19 protein-coding genes and 1 pseudogene are annotated in these 22,033 nt (G+C 72.6%); 9 read left to right on the top strand and 11 right to left on the bottom strand.

Features of this window, described 5'->3' with window-relative positions:
- Positions 1-203 precede the first annotated feature (203 nt).
- Positions 204-1,160 carry an aldo/keto reductase gene (locus tag ACWC9T_RS35395; protein WP_449825156.1) on the top strand — a complete coding sequence of 319 codons (957 nt, stop codon included), beginning with the start codon at positions 204-206 and terminating at the stop codon, positions 1,158-1,160.
- A gap of 63 nt (positions 1,161-1,223) precedes the next feature.
- Here the strand turns inward: ACWC9T_RS35395 and ACWC9T_RS35390 are convergent, their stop codons facing one another.
- The 4 genes from ACWC9T_RS35390 to ACWC9T_RS35375 form a co-directional block, all read right to left on the bottom strand.
- A complete protein-coding gene (locus ACWC9T_RS35390; protein WP_449825155.1) occupies positions 1,224-1,826 on the bottom strand; it encodes a GNAT family N-acetyltransferase in 603 nt (200 codons plus the stop codon).
- Positions 1,827-1,911: 85 nt separating this feature from the next.
- The gene (locus ACWC9T_RS35385) at positions 1,912-2,595 is read right to left on the bottom strand and encodes a nitroreductase family protein (protein WP_449825154.1); all 684 of its coding nucleotides are present in this window, start codon (positions 2,593-2,595) and stop codon (positions 1,912-1,914) included.
- 72 nt (positions 2,596-2,667) lie between these two features.
- A complete protein-coding gene (locus ACWC9T_RS35380; RefSeq protein ID WP_449825153.1) occupies positions 2,668-4,305 on the bottom strand; it encodes an ABC-F family ATP-binding cassette domain-containing protein in 1,638 nt (545 codons plus the stop codon).
- Positions 4,306-4,418: 113 nt separating this feature from the next.
- The gene (locus ACWC9T_RS35375) at positions 4,419-5,636 is read right to left on the bottom strand and encodes a trypsin-like serine peptidase (protein ID WP_449825152.1); all 1,218 of its coding nucleotides are present in this window, start codon (positions 5,634-5,636) and stop codon (positions 4,419-4,421) included.
- 504 nt (positions 5,637-6,140) lie between these two features.
- Here ACWC9T_RS35375 and ACWC9T_RS35370 point away from each other — a divergent pair.
- The 3 genes from ACWC9T_RS35370 to ACWC9T_RS35360 all read left to right on the top strand — a co-directional run bounded on the left by ACWC9T_RS35370 (position 6,141) and on the right by ACWC9T_RS35360 (position 8,663).
- On the top strand, positions 6,141-7,748 hold the full coding sequence (locus ACWC9T_RS35370; protein ID WP_449825151.1) for an ABC-F family ATP-binding cassette domain-containing protein: 1,608 nt from the start codon (positions 6,141-6,143) through the stop codon (positions 7,746-7,748).
- A 239-nt stretch (positions 7,749-7,987) separates the two neighbouring features.
- Positions 7,988-8,200 (top strand): hypothetical protein, encoded by a 213-nt coding sequence (locus tag ACWC9T_RS35365; protein ID WP_449825150.1) that lies wholly within the window; start codon positions 7,988-7,990, stop codon positions 8,198-8,200.
- An 88-nt stretch (positions 8,201-8,288) separates the two neighbouring features.
- Positions 8,289-8,663, top strand: coding sequence for a toxin Doc (locus tag ACWC9T_RS35360; RefSeq protein WP_449825149.1), 375 nt, complete (start codon positions 8,289-8,291; stop codon positions 8,661-8,663).
- Positions 8,664-8,748: 85 nt separating this feature from the next.
- On the opposite strand, the gene ACWC9T_RS35355 is transcribed toward ACWC9T_RS35360, so the two are convergent.
- The 5 genes from ACWC9T_RS35355 to ACWC9T_RS35335 form a co-directional block, all read right to left on the bottom strand.
- Positions 8,749-9,396 carry a Pr6Pr family membrane protein gene (locus tag ACWC9T_RS35355; protein ID WP_449825148.1) on the bottom strand — a complete coding sequence of 216 codons (648 nt, stop codon included), beginning with the start codon at positions 9,394-9,396 and terminating at the stop codon, positions 8,749-8,751.
- A gap of 135 nt (positions 9,397-9,531) precedes the next feature.
- On the bottom strand, positions 9,532-10,233 hold the full coding sequence (locus tag ACWC9T_RS35350; RefSeq protein ID WP_449825147.1) for a response regulator: 702 nt from the start codon (positions 10,231-10,233) through the stop codon (positions 9,532-9,534).
- Positions 10,230-11,489, bottom strand: coding sequence for a sensor histidine kinase (locus tag ACWC9T_RS35345; protein ID WP_449825146.1), 1,260 nt, complete (start codon positions 11,487-11,489; stop codon positions 10,230-10,232). Before ACWC9T_RS35345 ends, ACWC9T_RS35350 begins: the two co-directional genes overlap by 4 nt.
- 40 nt (positions 11,490-11,529) lie before the next feature.
- Positions 11,530-12,552 carry a hypothetical protein gene (locus ACWC9T_RS35340; protein WP_449825145.1) on the bottom strand — a complete coding sequence of 341 codons (1,023 nt, stop codon included), beginning with the start codon at positions 12,550-12,552 and terminating at the stop codon, positions 11,530-11,532.
- Between the two features lie 81 nt (positions 12,553-12,633).
- Positions 12,634-13,158: a GNAT family N-acetyltransferase gene (locus ACWC9T_RS35335; RefSeq protein WP_449825144.1), complete on the bottom strand. Its 525-nt coding sequence runs from the start codon at positions 13,156-13,158 to the stop codon at positions 12,634-12,636.
- Between the two features lie 272 nt (positions 13,159-13,430).
- Between ACWC9T_RS35335 and ACWC9T_RS35330 the strand changes: the two genes are divergently transcribed.
- The 4 genes from ACWC9T_RS35330 to ACWC9T_RS35315 are packed head-to-tail and all read left to right on the top strand — an operon-like array spanning position 13,431 to position 19,186.
- Complete coding sequence (locus ACWC9T_RS35330) at positions 13,431-14,558, top strand: CaiB/BaiF CoA transferase family protein (protein WP_449825158.1); 1,128 nt, start codon at positions 13,431-13,433, stop codon at positions 14,556-14,558.
- 2 nt (positions 14,559-14,560) lie between these two features.
- Positions 14,561-15,703: an acyl-CoA dehydrogenase family protein gene (locus ACWC9T_RS35325; RefSeq protein WP_449825143.1), complete on the top strand. Its 1,143-nt coding sequence runs from the start codon at positions 14,561-14,563 to the stop codon at positions 15,701-15,703.
- A 50-nt stretch (positions 15,704-15,753) separates the two neighbouring features.
- On the top strand, positions 15,754-16,968 hold the full coding sequence (locus ACWC9T_RS35320) for an acetyl-CoA C-acetyltransferase (protein ID WP_449825142.1): 1,215 nt from the start codon (positions 15,754-15,756) through the stop codon (positions 16,966-16,968).
- 37 nt (positions 16,969-17,005) lie between these two features.
- Positions 17,006-19,186 carry a 3-hydroxyacyl-CoA dehydrogenase NAD-binding domain-containing protein gene (locus ACWC9T_RS35315; protein WP_449825141.1) on the top strand — a complete coding sequence of 727 codons (2,181 nt, stop codon included), beginning with the start codon at positions 17,006-17,008 and terminating at the stop codon, positions 19,184-19,186.
- A gap of 121 nt (positions 19,187-19,307) precedes the next feature.
- Here ACWC9T_RS35315 and ACWC9T_RS35310 read toward each other — a convergent pair whose 3' ends face one another.
- Both ACWC9T_RS35310 and ACWC9T_RS35305 read right to left on the bottom strand, forming a co-directional pair.
- A complete protein-coding gene (locus tag ACWC9T_RS35310) occupies positions 19,308-20,069 on the bottom strand; it encodes a MerR family transcriptional regulator (protein ID WP_449825140.1) in 762 nt (253 codons plus the stop codon).
- 175 nt (positions 20,070-20,244) lie between these two features.
- Positions 20,245-21,303 carry an isopenicillin N synthase family dioxygenase gene (locus ACWC9T_RS35305; protein WP_449825139.1) on the bottom strand — a complete coding sequence of 353 codons (1,059 nt, stop codon included), beginning with the start codon at positions 21,301-21,303 and terminating at the stop codon, positions 20,245-20,247.
- A gap of 413 nt (positions 21,304-21,716) precedes the next feature.
- Between ACWC9T_RS35305 and ACWC9T_RS35300 the strand changes: the two are divergent.
- A pseudogene (locus ACWC9T_RS35300) lies at positions 21,717-22,033 on the top strand (ISAzo13 family transposase); the annotation flags it as partial.

Genomic DNA, 22,033 nt, shown 5'->3' with positions numbered 1-22,033 from the left:
CCGGCCTGGGTGGCCGAGGCCGAGGCGGCGGACGGCGCACACCCGGGCGCCAGAGGGTACACGCGGCTCGCGGAACTGGTGCTCGACGGCGGCTTCGGCGACTGGATCAAGCCAACTCCGCGCCGGACTTGACCTTGAGCGCACTCGAAGGTGGAAGCTGGAAGGCGTTGATCCAACCCGCGGACATCGAATCGGAGCACTGCATGCGCAACGTCTCGTTCGGCAGCAACGGCCCTGAGGTCGGCGTCATCGGCCTCGGCTGCATGGGGATGACCTTCGCCTACGACGTGCAGAACCGGGATGACGAGAAGTCGGTCGGCGTGATCCGCCAGGCGCTGGACCTCGGCGTCACCCTGATCGACACCGCCGACATGTACGGCCCCTTCACCAACGAGGAGTTGGTCGGCACCGCGCTGGCCGGCCCGTACCGCGAGCGCGCCTTCCTGGCCACCAAGGTGGGCATCGTCCCCGGCCAGATCGGCCGGACCGGGGCCCGCGACGGCAGCCCCGAGCACGTGCGCCGCTCGATCGACGACAGCCTGCGCCGCCTCGGCACCGACCACGTCGACCTCTACCAGCTGCACCGGGTCGACCCGGCCGTCCCGATCGAGGAGACCTGGGGCGCGCTCGCCGAGACCGTCAAGGCCGGCAAGGCGCGCCGGATCGGGCTCTCCGAGGTGACCGTCGAGGAGATCAAGCGGGCCCAATCGGTGCACCCGGTGGCCTCGGTGCAGTCCGAACTCTCGTTGTGGACCCGGGACGTGCTGGCCGACGTGCTGCCCTACACCGAGGAGCAGGGCATCGCCTTCCTGCCGTACTCGCCGCTCGGCCGCGGCTTCCTGACCGGCAACATCTCCTCCTTCGACGAGCTGCCCGCCGACGACTTCCGCCGCCGACTGCCGCGCTTCCAGCAGGACGCGCTGAAGGCCAACCTGGCGCTGGTCGGCAAGGTCAAGGAGATCGCCGACCGGCTCGGCGCCACCCCCGCGCAGGTCGCGCTGGGCTGGGTGCTGGCGCAGGGCCGGTACGTCTTCCCGATCCCGGGCACCAAGACGCCGCGCTACCTGGTGGACAACGTGGGCGCGGCCGAGGTCGAGCTCTCGGCGGCCGACCTGGCCGAGCTGGACGCGCTGCCGGCGCCGACCGGCGAGCGCTACTGAGGTCCTTGAGGACCCGGGGCGCGGTCAGCGCTACCGAGGTTCCCGAGGAGCCGGACCGCGCGGCTAGCGCTCCATGATCCACACCAGCTGCCGTCCGGTCTCGCCCGGAGCCCGGACGGCGGCCTCGGCCACCCGGTCCAGCCGGTAGCCGAGCTTGCGCGGGACGGCCGCGCTGGCGCCGTTCGCCTGGTCGCAGCGGATCTCCACCCGCGTGATCCCGGGCAGCGCCAGCGCGGCCTCGGTCAGTGCCCCGGCCGCGCTGGTGGCGATGCCCCGGCCGACGTGCCGGGCGGCGACCCAGTAGCCGATCTCCAGCGCGCCCGGGCCGATCCGCCCGTGCAGCCCGAAGGCGCCGACCACCCGGCCGGGTTCGGCGTCCAGGCCGGCCAGGTACATGAAGTCGGTGCCGGCCTCCCAGGCGGCGGTGCCGGCCCGGGTCAGCGCGGTGGTCCGGGCCCGGGTGGGGGCCTCCGCCGCCCACTCCATCCAGGGCCGCAGATGGTCCAGGTTGGCGCGGACGGCCTTGTTCAGCGCCGCCGCGTGGGTGCTGCGGCGGCGGTGCAGCCGGAGGCCGCCGGGCAGCCGCAGCAGCTCGGGCGGCCGCCCGGTGGTGGCCTCCGGTGCCACGGGGGCGGGGCCACAGGACCGTGGCTGTGCTTGGCTCATGGCGGCGATTATGTCCTTGGCCCGGACCTGTCACCATTCGGAGCCCCGGCCGGCCCGGGGGCGCGCCCAGCGCCGCCCCGGCGCGTCAGAGCCGGACCATCACCTCGTCGAGCTCCTTGCGCCGCAGATCCGGCACCCGCGCCCCCTCGGCGGGGTAGCCGACCGGGATCACATAGGCGGCCCGCTCCTCCGCCGGGCGGTCGCACACCTCGTTGAGGAGCCTCATCGGGCTGGGGGTGTGGGTCAGCGCGGCCAGTCCGGCCTGGTGCAGCGAGGCCAGCAGCAGCCCGACCGCGATCCCCACCGACTCCTTGGTGTAGTACGGGCGCGGCGACTGCGGCCCCTTGTGCACCTCGAAGACCACGATCACGGCCGGTGCGTCCTCCAGGAACGGCTTGCGCCAGTCGGTGCCGATCGGCGCCAGCGCGGCCAGCCACTCCTCCGAGGCCCGGTGGCCGTAGAACTCGCGCTCCTCGGCCTCGGCCGCCTCGCGCAGCCGCCGCTTGCGTTCCGGGTCGGTGATCACCACGAACCGCCAGGGCTGGACGTGCGCACCGCTGGGCGCGGTGCTCGCGGTGCGGACCGCCCACTCGACCACCCCGTCCGGGATCGGGCGGGTGGCGTAGTCGCGGACGGTCCGGCGCTGCGCCATCACGTCGTGGAAGGCCTTGCCGCGGGCCTCGGCCTCGTGGGCGGGCACCGTCACCGGGGTGAGCGGGATGCTCGGGTACGGCGTCCCGGTCACCGCACTGCCTGTGCTGTCAACCATGGCCGACAGCTCAGCACATGACGGCTGATCCGGAAAGAGGTCGAGACCAATCCGGGGGCCGGTCCGGGGCGGCTAGAGCTCGTGCACCCGCCCGTCCCGGACCTCGATCCGCCGGTTCACCGCCACGGTGTCCAGCATCCGCCGGTCGTGGGTGACCAGCAGCAGGGTGCCGGTGTACGAGCCGAGCGCGGACTCCAACTGCTCGATCGCCGGCAGGTCCAGGTGGTTGGTGGGCTCGTCCAGCACCAGCAGGTTCACCCCGCGCGCCTGCAGCAGCGCCAGCGCGGCCCGGGTGCGCTCGCCGGGGGAGAGGGTGTCGGCCGGACGCAGCACGTGCACCGCCTTGAGGCCGAACTTGGCCAGCAGGGTACGTACCTCCTCCGGCGTGAGGTCCGGGACGGCGGCCGCGAACGCCTCCGCCAGCGGCTCGCCGCCCAAGAACAGCCCGCGCGCCTGGTCCACCTCGCCGACCACCACGCCGGAGCCCAACACGGCGCTGCCGCCGTCGAGTTCGAGCCGGCCGAGCAGGGCGGCCAGCAGCGTGGACTTGCCCGCGCCGTTGGCGCCGGTGATGGCGACCCGGTCGGCCCAGTCGATCTGCAGGTCCACCGGGCCGAAGCCGAAGTCGCCGTGCCGGGCGACCGCCCCGCGCAGGGTGGCGACCACCGAGCCGGAGCGCGGCGCGGTGGCGATCTCCATCCGCAGCTCCCACTCCTTGCGCGGCTCCTCGACCACGTCCAGCCGCTCGATCATCCGCTGGGTCTGCCGGGCCTTGGAGGCCTGCTTCTCGGTGGACTCGGCACGGGTGGCGCGGGCTTTCTTGTCGTTGTCGCCGCCCTTGCGGCGGGCGTTGCGCACGCCGTGCTCCATCCAGTTGCGCTGCATCTGCGCCCGGGCCTCCAGCGAGGCCTTGGTGTCGGCGTACTCCTCGTACTCCTCGCGGGCGTGCCGGCGGGCCACCGCCCGCTCCTCCAGGTACGCCTCGTAGCCGCCGCCGTACAGGTTGACCTGCTGCTGGTGCAGGTCCAGCTCCAGCACCTTGGTGACGGTGCGGGCCAGGAACTCGCGGTCGTGGCTGATCAGCACGGTACCGGCGCGCAGGCCCTTGACGAAGGCCTCCAGCCGCTCCAGGCCGTCCAGGTCGAGGTCGTTGGTGGGCTCGTCCAACAGGAACACGTCGTAGCGGGAGAGCAGCAGCGAGGCCAGGCCCGCGCGGGCGGCCTGGCCGCCGGAGAGCGCCGTCATCGGCAGGTCGAGGGAGACCTTCAGGCCGAGCGAGTCGGCGACCTCCTCGGCCCGCTCCTCCAGGTCGGCGCCGCCGAGGTCCAGCCAGCGGTCCAGGCTCGCCGCGTAGGCGTCGTCGGCGCCCGCCCGGCCCTCGACCAGGCCCTCGGTGGCCTCGTCCAGCGCGGCCTGCGCCGCCGCCACACCGGTACGCCGGGCCAGGAACTCGCGCACCGACTCGCCCGCGCGCCGCTCCGGCTCCTGAGGCAGGTGGCCGACGTTGGCACCGGCCGGGCTGAGCCGCAGCGAGCCGGCCTCGGGGGCGTCCAGGCCCGCGAGCAGGCGCAGCAGGGTCGACTTGCCGGCGCCGTTCACGCCGACCAGGCCGATCACGTCGCCGGGGGCGACCACCAGGTCCAGGCCGGAGAAGAGGGTGCGTTCGCCGTGGCCGGCGCTGAGGTCCTTGACTACGAGTGTGGCGCTCATGATGGGCCCGATTGTAGGAGGAGCGGGCCCCGGACCGGAAAAGCCCGGGGGCCGCGGCTGTGGCAGCCGCGGCCCCCGGGGCCGGTCACTCGGTGGGTCGCCGGTTCAGCGGCTCACTTGGCCTTCTTGGAGAAGTAGTCGAACATGCGCGCCGCCACGTCCTCCAGGTACGGGCCCGCCTCGTAGGTGTTGGCGCCGTTGCCGATGGAGGTGTCGCTGACCAGGGCCGGCTTGCCGTCCTTGGTGGCGTACCAGCCGCCGCCGCTGCTGCCGCCGGTCATGTTGCAGCCGATCATCAGCATCGCCGGGCGGTCCGGGACGCCGGCCTTCGCGGCCGGCTTGCCGCCGTCGCAGTGCTCCAGCTCGACGCCGTCGAAGGGCTTGCCCTCCGGGAAGCCGTAGTTGGAGACGGCGGTCAGCTGGTCACGCGGGGCGTTGAACCACAGCGGCACCGAGCCGCCGACGGTCTCCTCCAGCGACTTGCCGTTCGGGTCGGGGTTGGCGACCTTGATGATGCCGAAGTCGTACTGGCTCCACGGGCCGCCGTGCTCCGGGTCGGCCTCGGCCGTCCACTGCGGCGAGACCATGCCGGAGGTGGCGCCCCACTCGCCGTACGGCTCGGCGTCCTCCAGCTTGGACTTCTGCTTGTTGCCGTTGCTCAGCACGCCGTTGCTGTTGAAGGCCGGGGCGAAGGTGATGTCGGTGTAGTACTTGTTGCCCTTGCCGCCGTGCAGGCAGTGGCTCGCGGTCCACACCAGGTTGCTCTTGCCCGGGTTGGCCGGGTCGGAGACGACGGTGCCGGAGCACACGTAGTCGTCGTTGCCGTCCTTGAAGAAGATCTTGCCGTTGACGTGCATGTTCTTCGGGAACGGGTGCGCCACCGGCTTCGCCGGGACCACGGCGGGCAGCTGGTCCGGCCCGGTCGGCGGCTGGACCGCGGTGGGCTGGGCCGGGGCCGCGCTGGTCGGCGCCGCGGTCGGCTGGGCCGGGGCCTGCGTCGGGCCCTGGTTGGGTGCCTGCGGCAGCGGCTTCGGCTTGGCGTTCAGCAGCTTCTGCAGGGTCCAGTAGCCCTTGACCGCCGGGGTGATGACGTTCGCCTGGGCCCACTTGTCCCAGTCCTCGAGCTTCCAGGTCTTCAGCTCTTCGAGCGTCGGAAGCTTGATCGGGGCCGCGCCCGGCTTGCCGGAGGCGGTGGCCGCGACGGTGGGAGCCGTGGTCTGGGCTCCGGCCGGGTCGCTGTTGTCCGGCCCGCAGGCGGTGGCGACCACCATGGTCAGCGCGGCGACGGACGCGCCCAGGACAGCACGGCTCGGCCGGGATATCGATGACATGAGTTCAAATCCCCCTGTTGACTACTCGCCATACGGCCCGTTCCTCGGGTACGGCCCCGGGGGCCGCAGGTATGGCAGGTGAGGAGTCTGCCATGTGGATAAGAAACTCCTTACATCCGCCCCCGGCCGGGACGGGGCTGTCACCGGATCGGCACCGGATCGGCACCTGCCCTCCGCCCGGGGCCGATGAATCGGCGGCCGGGTGAATCGGGGACCGGGTACATCGGCGGCCGGATAAATCGGTTGCACGCCTCTGGTGACGTCCCTACCGTGGAGTTCGTCATCAGCCAGACAAGGAGAAGGCCGTTGCTCTACTGAGGTCCCGGGACACCGCCCCGCCGCGCAGGCCCTGCTGCCGCCGCGCGGTGTGCGAGTGTGCGACCTCAGTCACGGCCCCTAGCGCCTTGCCGCGCCCCCTTGTTGTCAGGCCGTACCGGTTCCGCACCCGCGGTGTCTCCCCGTGTTGCTCATCACCCCTTTCAGCAACCATCCGGGAGGCCTTACATGGCACAACCCACCACCGCCGTCCTCTGCACCGACCTCGCGTTCGAGTGGCCCGACGGTAAGCCCGTCCTGGACGGCTTCCACCTCGCCGTCGGCCCCGGCCGCACCGGACTGATCGGGCTCAACGGCGCCGGCAAGTCCACCCTGCTGCGGCTGATCGCCGGCGAGCTCACCCCGACCGGCGGAACCGTCCGGGTCGAGGGCGAACTCGGCTACCTGCCCCAGGGCTTGACGCTCGACACCGGGATGCGGGTCGACGAGGCGCTCGGCATCCGGGCCGCCCGCGAGGCCCTGCACGCCATCGAGTCCGGCGACACGGACCAGCGGCACTTCGACGCCGTCGGCGACGACTGGGACGTCGAGGAGCGCGCCCGCGCCACCCTCGACCGGCTCGGCCTGCGCCGCCTCGGCCTAGACCGCACAACCGGCGAACTCTCCGGCGGTGAGGCGGTGTTGCTGCGGCTGGCCGCCCTGCTGCTGCGCCGCCCCGACGTCCTGCTGCTCGACGAGCCCACCAACAACCTCGACCGAGCCGCCCGCGAGCGGCTCTACGAGACGGTGGCCGGCTGGAACGGCGTCATGCTGATCGTCAGTCATGACCGTGAGCTGCTCCGGTGCGTCGACCAGATCGCCGACCTGAGGGGCGGCGAAGTCACCTGGTACGGCGGTAACTTCGACGAGTACGAGCGCACCCTCGCCGCCCAGCAGGAGACGGCCGAGCGGCTGCTGCGCAACGCCGAGGCCGATGTCCAGCGCCAGAAGCGGGACTTGGTCGAGGCCCGCGTCAAGCTGGACCGCAGCGCCTCGTACGGCAAGAAGCGCTCGGTCACCCGCAACGACCCGCACATCTTCGCCGGGATGCTCAAGCGCAAGGGCCAGGAGACGGCGGGCCGGCTCACCGGCATGCACACCGAGCGGCTGGAGGAGGCGAAGCAGCGGCTCACCGCCGCCGAGGAGGCCGTACGCGACGACGCCGAGATCCGGATCGACCTGCCGCGCACCGCCGTTCCGGCCGGGCGCACCGTGCTCACCCTGCAGAAGGTCAAGCTGCCCTACGGCACCACCGTCGACCTCGACCTGCGCGGCCCCGAGCGGATCGCCCTGGTCGGGCGCAACGGCTCCGGCAAGACCACGCTGTTGCGCACCATCGCGGGCGAACTCTCCCCGCTGGAGGGCCAGATCACCACCCCGGCGGCGCTGCGCCACCTGCCGCAGCGGCTCGACCTGCTGGACGACAAGCTGACCGTCGTGGAGAACGTCAAGCTGTTCGCCCCCAAGGCCGGGGACAACGCGATCCGCGCCCGGCTGGCCCGCTTCCTGTTCCGTGGCGCCCGGGCCGACCAGCCGGCCGGCACCCTGTCCGGCGGCGAGCGGTTCCGGGCGACGCTGGCCGCCCTGCTGCTGGCCGACCCGCCGCCGCAGCTGCTGCTGCTCGACGAGCCGACGAACAACCTGGACCTCGCCAGTGTCCGCCAGCTCACCCAGGCACTGGCCGCCTACCAGGGCGCGCTGATCGTGGTCAGCCATGACCTGCCGTTCCTGCGCGGCCTGGGGCTGACCAGGTGGCTGGAGCTGGACGGCGAGCTGAGGGCGGTGGACCCGATGTAGCGGGCGAAGCGGGTGCGGCGGGTCCAGTGGGTGTGGCGGGGGTGCCGGTGCGGCGGCTACTCCTGCCCGTCCTGGTCGCCGGGCGTCATCCGACGCGCCGTACCCGCGCCCTCCTTCGGGCCTACCCGCCCGGCCGACCGAACGGGCCCGGGGAGGGATCGGCAGCAAACCGTTCGACGATGGGTGGGAAAGCGTCGTTCGTGCTCCCAACTTCCGTGCGCTGCAGTACCATCGGCGGCATGCCTGCGCTCAACATCGAGTACACGGAACACGAGCTCGCCGCGATCCGCGAGGCCGCCGCCGCGGATGGCAAGAGCGTGAAGGCGTACGTCCACGACCTGAGCGTGCGGGAGCAGCAGCGCCGGGTGTTCGTGGACCACGCGGTGGCGTTCTGGAAGGCGCACCAGGCGGAGTTCGACGCCGCGTTCCCGGAGGACGCGCCGGTCGCGTGAGCGGCCCCGGCGCGGGTGTGAGGTCGGGGCCCGGAGTGGCGGCGGGTCGGGGCACGATGAGGGCCGGGACGCGGTGAGGGACGAGGGTGTGACGCTGCTGCACGTCGACCTGCGCTGGCTGCTCGACGTACAGGAGCTGGCCTCCCCCGAGGATCTCAGCGTGCGGGACTACTCGGCGCTGCAGGCCGCCGTGGCCCGGCACCGCGTGAACACCGCCCAGCTCGGCCACGACGCCGACCCCGCCTGGTGCGCGGCCACCCTGATGCACACCATCGTGCTGCTGCGCCCGCTTCCGGTGCGCAACAACCTCTACGCCTGCATGACGACGGCCGCGTACATGCACGCGGCCGGAGAGGGGATCGACCCGCCGTACGGGGCGCTGGTCGAGCTGGCCCGGGACGTCGCCGAGTTCCGGGCGGACGTGTACGCGGCGGCCGACCGGATCCGCGGCTGGCGGATCTGAGCTCCCGGACGGGTGCGGGGCCGGCCGCCGCGGACCCGAGGCTCTGGCGGTCATCTGACCGTCAGACTGCCAGGCCGTCAGATCATCAGGCCCTCGCGGGCCTCAGCTTGGCCGCGACCCGCGTGCCCAGCCGGTCCAGCCCGACGACGAGCGCGGCGAGCACGATGAACTCCACGGTCAGCTGGGCGATCTGGCCCCAGACGTAGCCGTAGCCCTTGCCGGTCGGGTCGAAGAAGAAGTACGGGTACGGCGTCGGGAAGTCGTCGAACAGCGCGTTGCGGGCGAGCACGACCGCCGCGTAGCCGAGCGGGAAGGCCAGCCAGAGTGGGATGTCCTTCCAGGCCGCCGCGTTGCGCGGCTTCAGCAGCAGCCAGTCGGCGAGCACCATCACCGGCGTCACGTAGTGCAGGAAGAAGGACGACCAGTGCGCCAGCCGGTCCGGCCCGCTGACCAGTCCGGGCAGCGGGTTGGCGCCGTGCTGGAGCAGGATGTGTGAGACCAGTCCGGTGATCAGGATGTACAGCGTGGCGGCGCCGCGCAGCCGGGGCGCGGGCGCGTCCACGGTGTCGCGCTTGATCATCCAGTAGACCGCGCCGATGAAGTAGCCGAGCACGATCACATTGCTCTGCACGGTGAAGTACACCAGCGACGCCGCCCCGAGGGACAGGCCGAGGCCCGCCGAGAGCGCGATGCCCGCGCGCCACCACAGCGCGGGGCTGGTCCGGACTGTCATGCGGCCACCAGGTGGTTCCAGGCGATACGGAGGTATCGGACGGCTGAGGGGAATGCCGCACTCTACTTGTTGGTAGCGGGCGGGCGGAACCTCTCCGCGAGTCGGTGCGCATCCGTACGAACCGCGGTCCGGGACTCAGCCGGGCAGGACGAACCCCGACTCGTACGCCGCGATCACCGCCTGGGTGCGGTCCCGGGCGCCCAACTTGGTCAGCACGCTGCCGACGTGCGTCTTCACCGTCTCCTGGCTCACCACCAGCTGCCGCGCGATCTCGCCGTTGTTGAGCCCGGTGGCCATCAGCCGCAGCACCTGCCCCTCCCGCTCGGTCAGCCGCCCGATCGGCCCCCGGTCCCCGGCGGCGGCCTCCCGGCGGCCGTCCGCGCCGTGGCGCAGCGCGAGTCCGCGCACGGCCGCCGGGAACAGCAGCGAGTCCCCGCGCGCGACCAGTCGCACCGCTTGGACCATCTCCTCCGCCCGCGCCCGCTTCAGCAGGAACCCGGCCGCGCCCGCGCGCAGCGCGTCGTACACGTGGTCGTCGTGCTCGAAGGTGGTGACCACCAGGATCCGCGGCGGCTCGGCCATTCCGCCGACCAGCTGCTCGGTGGCCCGGATCCCGTTGATGCCGGGCATCCGGACGTCCATCAGCACCACGTCCGGGCGTAGCTCGCGCACCAGCGGGACGACCTCGGCGCCGTCGGAGGCCTCGCCGACCACGGTGAGGTCCGGCTCGGCGTCGATCACCACCCGCAGGCCCATCCGGACCAGCCGCTCGTCGTCCGCGATCACCACGCGGATGCTCTCGTTACCGAAGCTCTCGCTACCGGTGCTCTCGTTCATGATGTCCCTCCCACCGGCAGCCAGACGGCCAGCCGCCACGTCGTTCCGTCCTCGCTCGGGCCCGCCGTGCTCCCGCCGCGCAGGGTCGTGGCGCGTTCCCCGATCCCGCGCAGCCCGCGCCCGCCGCCCGGGCGGCTCGGGCGGGCGGGGCCGAGCGGGTTGGTCAGTTCGATCTCCAGCCGGTCCGTGTCCAGGGCGAGCCGCAGCCCGGCCGGGGCGGGCCCGGCGTGCCGCAGCACGTTGGTCAGGCCCTCCTGCACGATCCGGTAGGCCTCGCGGGAGACCTCGGCGGGCAGCGCGGCCAGACCGGGGTCCAGCTCGGCGTCCACCGTCACACCGGTGCGGGCGAGTTGGCGCAGCAGGTCGTCCAGCTCGGCGAGCGTCGGCCCGGCCGGTTCGGCGGTGGCCTCCTCCTCGCGCAGCAGCCCGAGCACGGTGTCCAGTTCGGCGACGGCCTCCCGCGCGGTCTCCTCGATCGCCCGCAGCGCCTCGGTGGCGAAGTCCGGGTCGGTGCGCAGCACCCGGGCCGCCGCCGAGGCCTGGATGCCGACAGCGCTGAGCGCGTGCCCGACCGAGTCGTGCAGCTCACGGGCCAGCCGGTTGCGCTGGGAGAGTACGGCGGCCCGCCGCTCGGCGGCGGCCAGCCGCTCCTCCGGGGTCGGGCCGAGCAAGGCGGGCGCCCAGCGGGCGAGCAGCGCACCGAAGGCGGCATTGGTGCAGACGACCAGCAGCAGGACGGCCAGGCCCAGCAGCGGGCCGGTGAGCATCCAGCCGGGGAAACGGTCCTCCCAGTACCGGGCGAGGTCCTCGGACCCGCCGAGCCTCATCAGCAGCACCGAGAATGGCACCCCGGTCAGCGTCATCCCGGCGACCACCCCGCCGGAGAACAGGTGCAGCACGAACCAGACGGCGGTGCGCCACCTCGCTCCCCAGGACCGGGCCGGGACGGTGGTCAGCTCCTCCGGCCGCGCCACCATGCACAGCGCCCGTGCGGCCGCGCCCTCCAGGCCCCGGACGGTCGGCACCAGCGCGGTGACGGCCGTCATCGGCAGCGAGGTGAACAGCGCCAGCAGCTGCAGCAGCAGCTGTCGCCGGTGCCCCTGGTCAGGGTTGAGCGCCCCGAGCCCCACTATCGACAGCAGCCAGTACGGCATCAGCAGCGCGCCGCCCAGCACCAAATGCACCCAGCGCAGCCGGGCCCGCCGCCCGAACAACGCCTCCACCACTGACCGCAGCCAGCCGCCCCCCGTGTCCACTCGGGTGACTTTACGTCAGCGGGCGCCCGGCGGGTCGGTGTCATCGCGCGGCCAGGTCGCTCGGGGGCGCTGTTTCGCCCAGGGTCGCCCGTGCACTCGGCTGTTCCCGCCGCACCGCCCGTTCGGTCAGTGCCATCGCGCCGACGGCCAGCACCAGCACCCCGGCCGTGAACTGTCCGGCCTGCACCAGGTTCATCAGCCCCGGTGTCGCGCTCGGCAGGTCCTTCACCGTCATCTCGGTCCCGAACGCCACCAATTGGTAGCCGCCCCAGCCGAACAGCGAACCGGCGCCCAGCCACGCCACCATCAGCGGCCCCCGGAGCCGCCGTCCGGGCCCGATCCGGAACACCAGCACCAGCGTCGCGGCCGTCGCGGCCACCGCCATGGCCGCCGTCGTGGCGTCCATCGTGGCGATCGACCGGGTGCGCTGGTCGACCCAGTGGATCGGCAGCCCCACCTCCCCGCCGGCCGCCCAGTACGCCCGGACCCCGGCGACCGCCAGCGCGACCAGCGCGGCGACGCAGGCGAAGGACCGCTGCACGTTGCGGGTGGGGGAGCTGGGCAGGTCGCCGATCCGGCTGCGCAGAAGGGCCGCCCAGCGCCGGCGGGCGTAGAGCACGAACGCGGTGATCAGCGAGAGGCCCTGCACCCCGAAGCCGCCGTAGACGAGGGCGAACACCCAGCCCGCGATGGTGTCGTCGAGGTGCGGCTGATCCGGCGTGCGGTGCTCCGGCCCGAGCACCAGCGAGGCGAGCGCGTCCGCCGGCACCGCCACCAGGATCGTCCCGAGCAGCCCGGTCGCCACCCACATCGGGAAGGCCACCAGCCCGGCCGGCGCCCGCCGCCCCCACGGCCGTACGAAGGAGAGCGCGAGCGCCAGCGCGATCGCGTCCATGCCGAAGGTGAGGAGGTTGAGAGTCCAGAGGCTGTCCAGCGCCTTCGGGTCGCGCGCGCCCACGTGGGAGCCGGTCAGCCACAGCAGTTTCAGCGTCAGATAGGGCGCGGTGGCGGCCATCGCGATTCCGGCCGCCACCCCCCGTACGACATCCTCTTTGCGCCTCATGCCCCCTACGTTGCCGCCGCCCCCGGGCCCGCGCCTCCGTCCGGCGCCCGATCCCCCTCCCCCCGGCGGGGGATTCCCGGCTCACGCCATCCGGTGGATCAGCCGCTCCTCGTCGTCGATCCGCCCGTCCGGATCGGCCACCAGCCCGAGTCGCTCGGCGAGCCGCCGCGAGGGCAGGTTGTCGGCCCGGATCAGCGCGGTCACCGGAATCCCCGGGAACCGCGGCAGCGCCTCCGCCATCGCCGCCCGCGCCGCCTCCGCCGCATAGCCCTTGCCCCACGCGGACGGCCGGAAGCGGTAGTACAGGTTGAACACCTTCTCCCCGTCCAGGGTGTTCAGGTACAGCCCGGCGAACCCGATGATCACCCCCGGCTCCTCCCTCGTCGACACGGCGCAGTACCCCACCCCGTCCCGCGGCCAGTCCGCCACGAACCCGTCCAGCATCTCCTGCGCCTGCGCGATGTCCCGCTGCGGCCCGTGCGGGTTGTACCGGTTGGTCTCCGGATCCCCGTGGATGGCGAACAGCGCCTCCACGTCCCCCTCCTGCGGCCGCGTCAGTACCAGCCGCTCGGAGACGGCGACGATCGTGCGTGCGGTGGCGGTCACGGCGGCTCCCTCGTGTCGTCTGTAACAGATCAGTCGCACTCTAGGTCATTACCCCGACATTCGTCCGCCCCTTCCTCCCCGGCCGCGAAATCGGCTCACGCCCGATCGCCCTGGCAACACGGGGTGGGGGAGCAGGTCTTGTTACCGGTCGGTCGCTTCCCTATCATCGCGAGTGTTACAGCTTTACTGTCAAACCCTGAAGGGGTCTGCGGCCAGTGCGTGACACAAGCAGTCCAGCGGGCGGCGCGGGCGGTCCGGGGCCGCTGGCGGGTGTGCGGGTGGTGGAGCTCGCAGGGATCGGGCCGGGGCCGTTCGCGGCGATGCTGTTGGGGGACCTCGGGGCGGACGTGGTGCGGGTGGACCGGCCGGAGCCCTCGCCGCTGGGGACGGATCCGGCGTACGACCTGACCAATCGGAACAAGCGGTCGGTGCTGATCGACCTGAAGTCGCCGGAGGGCCCCGGGCGGGTGCTGGACCTGGTCGAGCGGGCGGACCTGCTGATCGAGGGGTACCGGCCGGGGGTCGCGGAGCGGCTCGGGGTCGGGCCGGAGGTGTGCCTGGCCCGCAATCCGGCGCTGGTGTACGGGCGGATGACCGGGTGGGGGCAGCAGGGGCCGCGGGCCGCGACCGCCGGGCACGACCTCGGGTACTCGGCGGTGGCCGGGGTGCTCGGGATGGTCGCGGCACAGGGCGGGGCGGAGGAGGCGCCGGGGATCCCGGCCAATCTGCTCGGCGACTACGCGGGCGGCTCGCTCTACCTGGTCGTCGGCCTGCTCGCCGGGCTGCACCACGCCCGCGCCACGGGTGCCGGCCAGGTGGTCGACGCCGCGATCGTGGACGGCGCGGCGCACCTCGGCAGCATGCTGTGGGGCCTGCTCGCGGCCGGGCACTGGCAGGACCGCCGGGGCGTCAACCTGCTGGACGGCGGCGCGCCGTTCTACGCGATCTACCGCGCGGCCGACGGCGGGCACCTCGCCGTGGGTGCGCTGGAGCCCCGGTTCTACGCCGAGTTCGCCCGCCTGCTGGGGCTGGGCCCGGACGCGCCGGGACAGTACGACCTCGCCCGCTGGCCCGAACTGCGCGCCCTGATCGCCGCCCGCTTCGCCGCCCGGACCAGGGCCGAGTGGGAGACCGTCTTCGCCGGCTCGGACGCCTGCGTGGAGCCTGTGCTGACGATGCGTCAGGCAGCAGCGGACGGACACCTGTCGGCGCGCGGTACGTACGTCGAGGCGGACGGCGTCACCCAGCCCGCCCCCGCCCCGCGCTTCTCCGCGACCCCCGGCGCGCTGCGCCGCCCGCCGGCCCGGCCGGGCGCGGACGCGGCCGAGGTGGCCCGGGACTGGCGAGTTTCGTCCATCGACCCGTCGGCCGTCAACTCCGCAGCAGAGCAAGGAGAGTAGCGTTGCAGCGCGAGATCTTCACCGAGCAGCACGAGGACTTCCGGGCCACCGTGAAGGCCTTCCTCGCCAAGGAGGTGCTGCCGCACTACGAAGGCTGGGAGAAGGCCGGCATCGTCGACCGCTCCGTCTGGCTCGCGGCCGGACGCCAGGGCCTGCTCGGCCTGGCCGTCCCCGAGGAGTACGGCGGTGGCGGCACCCTGGACTTCCGCTACGCAGCCGTGCTGGCCGAGGAGTTCGCCCGGGCCGGTGCCTCCGGGCTGGCGATCGGCCTGCACAACGACATCATCGGCCCGTACCTCACCTCGCTCGCCACCGAGGAGCAGAAGCGCCGCTGGCTGCCCGGCTTCTGCACCGGCGAACTGATCACCGCGATCGCGATGACCGAGCCTGGCACCGGCTCCGACCTGCAGGGCATCCGCACCCGCGCGGTCGACCAGGGCGACCACTACCTGCTCAACGGCGCCAAGACCTTCATCTCCAACGGCATCCTCGCCGACCTGGTGATCGTGGTCGCCCGCACCACCCCCGAGGGCGGCGCGCACGGGCTGAGCCTGCTCGCCGTCGAGCGCGGCACGCCCGGCTTCGAGCGCGGCCGCAACCTCGACAAGATCGGCCAGAAGGCCCAGGACACCGCCGAGTTGTTCTTCGAGGACGTTCGGGTGCCGAAGGAGAACCTGATCGGCGAGCTCAACGGCGGCTTCGTCCACCTGATGCAGAACCTCGCCCAGGAGCGGCTCACCATCGCCGCCGCGGCGATCGCCGGCGCCGAGCACCTGGTCGAGATCACCACCGACTACGTCAAGCGGCGCGAGGCCTTCGGCCGTCCGCTGGCCAATCTCCAGCACGTCCGCTTCGAGATCGCCGAACTGGCCACCGAGTGCGCGATCACCCGGACCTTCGTCGACCGCTGCATCACCGAGCACAACCGCTACGCGCTCACCCCGGCCGACGCCTCGATGGCCAAGTGGTGGGCCACCGAACTGCAGAAGCGCACCGCCGACCGCTGCCTGCAGCTCCACGGCGGCTACGGCTACATGAGCGAGTTCCCGGTCGCCCGGGCGTTCACCGACGGCCGCATCCAGACCATCTACGGCGGTACCACCGAGATCATGAAGGAGATCGTCGGCCGCTCCATCCTCGGCTGAGCCCCGTCCGGAACCCTCAGGAACCCCCTGCCCCGAAAGGCATTTCCATCGTGACCACCGAAGCGTACGTCTACGACGCGATCCGCACCCCGCGCGGCCGCGGCAAGGCCGCCGGCTCGCTGCACGGCACCAAGCCGATCGACCTGGTCGTCGGTCTGATCCGTGAACTTCGCCACCGCTACCCAGAGTTGGACCCGGCCGCGATCGACGACATCGTGCTCGGCGTGGTCAGCCCGATCGGCGACCAGGGCTCCGACATCGCCCGGATCGCCGCCGTCGCGGCCGGCCTGCCCGACACCGTGGCCGGCGTCCAGGAGAACCGCTTCTGCGCCTCCGGCCTGGAAGCCGTCAACCTGGCCGCCGCCAAGGTCCGTTCGGGCTGGGAGGAGCTCATCCTGGCCGGCGGCGTGGAGTCGATGTCGCGGGTCAAGATGGCCTCCGACGGCGGCGCCTGGTTCGCCGACCCGATGACCGCGTACGAGACCAACTTCGCCCCGCAGGGCATCGGCGCCGACCTCATCGCCACCATCGAGGGCTTCTCCCGCACCGACGTGGACGCCTTCGCCGCCGAGTCCCAGGCCCGCGCCGCCAAGGCCCAGGCGGACGGCCTGTTCGACCGCTCGGTGGTCCCGGTGCGCGACCGCAACGGACTGGTCGTGCTGGAGCGCGACGAGTTCATCCGCCCCGGCACCACCGTCGAGACCCTGGCCGGTCTCAAGCCCTCCTTCGCGGCGATCGGCGAGGCCGGCGGCTTCGACGCCGTGGCCCTGCAGAAGTACCACTGGGTGGAGGCCATCGACCACGTCCACCACGCGGGCAACTCCTCCGGCATCGTGGACGGCGCCGCCCTGGTCGCGATCGGCAACCGCGAGGTCGGCGAGCGGTACGGGCTGCGCCCACGCGCCCGGATCGTCTCCGCGGCGGTCTCCGGCTCCGAGCCGACCATCATGCTCACCGGCCCCGCCCCGGCCACCCACAAGGCGCTCGCCAAGGCCGGCCTCACCGCCGCCGACATCGACCTGGTCGAGATCAACGAGGCCTTCGCGGCGGTCGCGCTCCGCTTCATCCGCGAACTCGGCTTCCGCCACGACCAGGTGAACGTCAACGGCGGCGCGATCGCCCTCGGCCACCCGCTCGGCGCCACCGGCGCGATGCTGCTCGGCACCGTGATCGACGAGTTGGAGCGGCGCGACCTGCGCTACGGCCTGATCACTCTCTGCGTGGGCGGCGGCATGGGCATCGCCACCGTCGTCGAGCGCGTCTGACCCCCTCCCCAGCAGACCGGTAGACCTGGAGAACTTGATGAGCGACACCACCACCATCCGCTGGGAGCAGGACCAGGACGGCGTGGTCACCCTCGTCCTCGACGACCCCACCCAGTCCGTCAACACCATGAACGAGGCCTTCACCGCCGACTTCGAGACCGTGGTCGGGCGGCTGGCCGAGCTCGGCGACGCGCTGCGCGGCGTGGTGATCACCTCCGGCAAGAAGACCTTCTTCGCCGGGGGGGACCTGCGGATGCTCTCCGCGGCCCGCCCCGAGGACGCCGAGGCCGTCTTTGAGAAGTCCATGCGGATCAAGCGCTCGCTGCGTACCCTGGAGACCCTCGGCAAGCCGGTCGTCGCCGCCGTCAACGGCAGCGCGCTCGGCGGCGGCCTGGAGATCGCCCTCGCCTGCCACCACCGGATCGCGCTGGACACCCCGGCCAGCCGGATCGGCCTGCCCGAGGTCACCCTCGGTCTGCTGCCGGGCGGGGGCGGAGTGGTCCGTACGGTACGGCTGTTCGGCATCACCGACGCCCTGCTGAAGTTCCTGCTGCAGGGCCGCCAGTACCGCCCGGCGCAGGCGCTGGAGCACGGCCTGGTGCACGAACTGGTGGACACCCCGGAGGAGTTGGCCGCCCGGGCGAAGGCCTGGATCGAGGCCAACCTGACCGCCGTCCAGCCCTGGGACGTCAAGGGATACAAGATCCCCGGTGGCACCCCGGCAACCCCCGCCTTCGCCGCCAACCTGCCCGCCTTCCCGGCCAACCTGCGCAAGCAGCTGAACGGCGCGCCCTACCCGGCCCCGCGCAACGTGCTGGCCGCGGCGGTGGAGAGCAGCCAGGTCGACGTCGACACCGCGATGGCGATCGAGGCCCGCTACTTCACCGAGCTGGCCTGCGGGCAGACCAGCAAGAACATGATCCAGGCGCTGTTCTTCGACATGCAGGCGGTCAACTCCGGTGCCGGGCGCCCCGAGGACGTCGAGAAGCGGCTGGTCCGCAAGGTCGCCGTGCTCGGCGCCGGGATGATGGGCGCCGGCATCGCCTACGCCTGCGCCAAGGCCGGCATCGAGGTCATGCTCAAGGACGTGAGCCTGGAGGCCGCCGAGCGCGGAAAGGCCTACTCCGAGGGGCTGCTGAACAAGGCCGTCGCCCGCGGACGCTCCACCGAGGCCAAGCGCGACGCGCTGCTCGCCCGGATCACCCCCACCGCCGAGGCCGCCGACCTGGCCGACTGCGACGCGGTGATCGAGGCCGTCTTCGAGAACACGGAGCTCAAGCACAAGGTGTTCCAGGAGGTCGAGGGCGTCGTCGCCCCCGACGCGCTGCTCTGCTCCAACACCTCCACCCTGCCGATCGGCCTGCTCGCCGAGGGCGTCCAGCGCACGGGCGACTTCATCGGCCTGCACTTCTTCTCGCCGGTCGACAAGATGCGGCTGGTCGAGATCATCCGCGGCCCGCAGACCGGCGACGAGGCGCTCGCCCGCGCCTTCGACCTGGTCCGGCAGATCGACAAGACCCCGATCGTGGTCAACGACTCGCGCGGCTTCTTCACCTCGCGGGTGATCGGCCAGTTCCTCAACGAGGGCGTCGCCATGGTCGGCGAGGGCATCCACCCGTCCAGCATCGAGCAGGCCGCCGCCCAGGCCGGCTACCCCGCCAAGGTGCTCTCCCTGATGGACGAACTGACCCTCACCCTGCCGCGCAAGATCCGCGACGAGTACCGGCGCTCGGTGGAGGCCGACGGCGGCACCTGGACGCCGCACCCGGCGGACGCGGTGGTGGACCGGATGGTCGACGAGTTCGGCCGCCCGGGGCGCAGCGGCGGCGCGGGCTTCTACGAGTACGGCGAGGACGGCAAGCGCGGGCGGCTCTGGCCGGGGCTGCTGGAGCACTTCTCGCGTCCGGACGTCGACGTCGCCGACGTCCCGTTCGAGGACCTCAAGGAGCGAATGCTGTTCAGCGAGGCGCTGGACTCGGTGCGCTGCCTGGAGGAGGGCGTACTGACCTCGGTCGCCGACGCCAACGTGGGCTCGATCCTGGGCATCGGCTTCCCGGCCTGGACCGGCGGCGTGTTCCAGTACATCAACGGCTACCGGGGCGGCCCGGCCGGCTTCGCGGCCCGCGCCCGCGAACTCGCCGCCGCGTACGGCGAGCGCTTCGCGCCGCCGGCGCTGCTGGAGCGGATCGCGGCGGAGGGGCGGACCTTCACCGACTGAGCCCGGCCCTGGACCAGGCGGATCCGGGTGAGGCCGTGCCCCTCACGGCCTCACCCGGATCCCGGCCCGATTCCCTTGTCCGGCTCCCCGTCCCGATTCCGCAGGCTCCCCGCCCGGCTCCTCACTCCTCGTCGAGTTCCTCGCCGAGTTCCTCGCCGAGTTCCTCGCCGAGTTCCTCCCGCAGCGACCGCTGGAACGCCGTGACCAGCGCCTGGGCCACCATCGGCTGGATGTGGTCGGTCAGGGCCTTCATCCGGGCCAGCTCATCGGGGGCCGGCTCACTCTCCCGGTACGGCTTCCACACCGTCTCCCGGAACAGCCGCTGCAACTCCCGGGCCGTCGCCCGGCTGTGCTCCAGCACCACCGTCCGGGCGGCCAGCAGCGTCTCCAACGGGATCGGCACGTCCAGGATCCGCACGCCCAGCGGCAGCAGGCCCGGATCCACCCGGAACACCTCCGGATCCGTCGTCCGCTCCAGCGCCCCCATCGCGACCAGCCGCTCCACCTGCTGCTCGGACAGCCCCCGCCCGGCCCGCCGCTCCAGCTGCGCCCTGGTGGCCTCCTCCGGGGTTTCCGGCGTCCAGGACGCCACCAGCGCCCGGTGGATCGCCAGATCCAGCGGCGTACTGTCCTCCGGCAGCCGCGCCAGGTACCGCTCGATCGCCGCCAGCGTCAGTCCCTGCCGCTGCAACTCCTCGATCAGCCCCAACCGGTCCAGGTGCTCCGCCCCGTACAACCCCACCCGCCGCGGCCCCAACTCCGGTGGCGGCAGCAGTCCCTTGGTCCCGTAGAACCGCACCGTCCGCACCGTCACCCCGGCCCGCGCCGCCAACTCATCCACCGTCAGCCGTACCTCCCCCACGACGGCGCCGTGCTCCCCCATCTGCTGCCTCCCGCGCTGGCACACTCCTGCTGTGACACCAGCAGTGTGACAGTGCTGTGCGGCCAGGTCCATCGATGGGTTTCCCGTCCGATGACCGCGCCCTCTGGCAGACCCGTACGATCTCGCCGCGCACGCGGCCCGGGGCCCACCCCGGGGCCCGAGGCCCGCCGACGGGTCAGCGGGCGGCGGGTTCGGTCACGGTGGCGTGGTGGCGGCGGGTGACTTCGGGGTGGGCTCGGGTGTAGCCCTTCCATTCGTTGAGGCCGAATTCGGCGAAGAGGGGGTTGTCGGGGTCCTCGGTGGCGCCGGGGGCGTGGTGGGCGAGCGGGAAGTCGAGCGGCTCGATGTGGGCGTCGAGGCGGGGGTTGTAGAAGAACGGGACGGAGAAGCGCTCGCGGGCGCCGCGCGGGCTGACCACGCGGTGGCTGGTGGCCTTGAGGTAGCCGTCCGTGGCCACTTCCAGCAGTTCGCCGAGGTTGACGACGAAGGCGCCGTCGAGCGGGGGGATGTCCAGGAAGGTGCCGTCCGGGCGCTCGACCTGGAGCCCGCCGACGGTGTCCTGCAGCAGCAGGGTGATGAAGCCGTAGTCCTTGTGGGCGCCGACGCCCTGGCCGGCGCCGTCCGGGGCGGTGCCCGGGTAGCGGACCAGCTTGAGGCGCAGGTGGGGGTGGCCGGCGAAGGCGTCGTCGTAGAAGTCGGGGCGGGCGCCGATCGCGGTGAGGAGCTCGTGGAGCAGGCGGCGGGCGACCCCGCCGAGGTGGTCGATCCAGCCGAGGGCGGCGGTGCGTAGCTCGGGGAGTGCGTCGGGCCACTGGTTGGGCCCCTCCAGCCACCAGTACGCGGGCTCGCCGGCGCCGGGGACGTGCGGCGGCAGCTCGGCGCCGATGTCCAGTTGGTCGCGCCAGTCCTGGCTGCCGCCGGTGCGTTCGTCGCCGGTGCGGGTGTAGCCGCGGTAGTGCGGGGAGTTGAGGTTGCTCACGGCGAGCCGGTCGGCCTCGGGGAGGGCGAAGAAGGCGCGCATGGCGGTGGTGAGCGCGGCCGTCTCCTCCGGGGTGACGCCGTGGCCGACGAGCTGGAAGAAGCCGACGCCGGTGGCCGCGGCGCGCAGGTCGTCGTGCAGGCGGAGGCGGTCCTCCGGGCTGCCGTCGGCGAGCGAGAGGTCGATCACCGGGAGGGCTTCGGGGAGCGACTCGGTGGAGCCGGTTCCGGGTACGGGCGTGTGCTGCTGCGTCATGTGTGACATCCGCTGGGTCTCGTCCCGGTCGGTCCCGGTGGTCGACCGGGAGGGGCCGGAGCTGCGCCTGGTGCGGCGGGGTGCTCCGGGAGCCGGGAGGTGGCGGCGGCCGCTGGGGCCGCCGTTGAGGGTGGGTGGCGCGAGGTTCAGCCGGAGCGTCGACAGGACATGCTCGTCACGCGGAGCAGGTCCACGTGGCGGCGGCGAACAAGGATGAGCACCTCACCAGCGTAAATGACCGCTTCCACGGCGGGCGAGCCCCCTGCGGCGGAGGGCCGCTCATCACTTGTCCGTGATCTTTCAAGTTGCAGTCTTCCAAGGACCCGTAAGGAAACTACTGCCGGTTTCGGGTTAACTTCACGGATCGGCATGGTAGATGAGCTGCTGTGGCGATTCCGGATGATGTCCTGGCGGTGTTGGATGCGAAGTTCGCGGCAGTGTTACCGCATCTGGACGAGCGGCAGCGCCGCTTATACCTGGCCTCCGAGGCCCAGGCTCTGGGACGTGGTGGGGTCGCGGCGGTGGCCAGGCTGGCGGAGGTGTCGGAGTCGACCGTCGCCCGGGGGTGCGAGGAGCTCGCGGGCGGGGCGGAGGTGCTGGGACGGGTGCGCCGGCCCGGAGGCGGGCGCAAATCTGCCGCTGAACGCGATCCCGGTCTGGTGGCGGCACTGGAGTCGTTGATCAAGCCGCGGGAGGTGGGCGACCCGGTCTCGCCACTGCGCTGGACCAC

It is taken from the genome of Kitasatospora sp. NPDC001159, from assembly GCF_053598235.1.
The sequence above is the reverse complement of the archived record's forward strand: the minus strand, read 5'-3'. Positions and strand labels throughout refer to the sequence as shown.

What these genes read in the sequence shown, in the direction of transcription:
- ACWC9T_RS35305 (WP_449825139.1), bottom strand. Translation starts at nt 21,303, where the DNA reads ATGACGCAGCAGCACACGCCCGTACCCGGAACCGGCTCCACCGAGTCG.
- ACWC9T_RS35310 (WP_449825140.1), bottom strand. Translation starts at nt 20,069, where the DNA reads ATGGGGGAGCACGGCGCCGTCGTGGGGGAGGTACGGCTGACGGTGGAT.
- ACWC9T_RS35380 (WP_449825153.1), bottom strand. Translation starts at nt 4,305, where the DNA reads ATGAGCGCCACACTCGTAGTCAAGGACCTCAGCGCCGGCCACGGCGAA.
- ACWC9T_RS35370 (WP_449825151.1), top strand. Translation starts at nt 6,141, where the DNA reads ATGGCACAACCCACCACCGCCGTCCTCTGCACCGACCTCGCGTTCGAG.
- ACWC9T_RS35390 (WP_449825155.1), bottom strand. Translation starts at nt 1,826, where the DNA reads ATGAGCCAAGCACAGCCACGGTCCTGTGGCCCCGCCCCCGTGGCACCG.
- ACWC9T_RS35365 (WP_449825150.1), top strand. Translation starts at nt 7,988, where the DNA reads ATGCCTGCGCTCAACATCGAGTACACGGAACACGAGCTCGCCGCGATC.
- ACWC9T_RS35315 (WP_449825141.1), top strand. Translation starts at nt 17,006, where the DNA reads ATGAGCGACACCACCACCATCCGCTGGGAGCAGGACCAGGACGGCGTG.
- ACWC9T_RS35355 (WP_449825148.1), bottom strand. Translation starts at nt 9,396, where the DNA reads ATGACAGTCCGGACCAGCCCCGCGCTGTGGTGGCGCGCGGGCATCGCG.
- ACWC9T_RS35385 (WP_449825154.1), bottom strand. Translation starts at nt 2,595, where the DNA reads ATGGTTGACAGCACAGGCAGTGCGGTGACCGGGACGCCGTACCCGAGC.
- ACWC9T_RS35350 (WP_449825147.1), bottom strand. Translation starts at nt 10,233, where the DNA reads ATGAACGAGAGCACCGGTAGCGAGAGCTTCGGTAACGAGAGCATCCGC.
- ACWC9T_RS35375 (WP_449825152.1), bottom strand. Translation starts at nt 5,636, where the DNA reads ATGTCATCGATATCCCGGCCGAGCCGTGCTGTCCTGGGCGCGTCCGTC.
- ACWC9T_RS35340 (WP_449825145.1), bottom strand. Translation starts at nt 12,552, where the DNA reads ATGAGGCGCAAAGAGGATGTCGTACGGGGGGTGGCGGCCGGAATCGCG.
- ACWC9T_RS35395 (WP_449825156.1), top strand. Translation starts at nt 204, where the DNA reads ATGCGCAACGTCTCGTTCGGCAGCAACGGCCCTGAGGTCGGCGTCATC.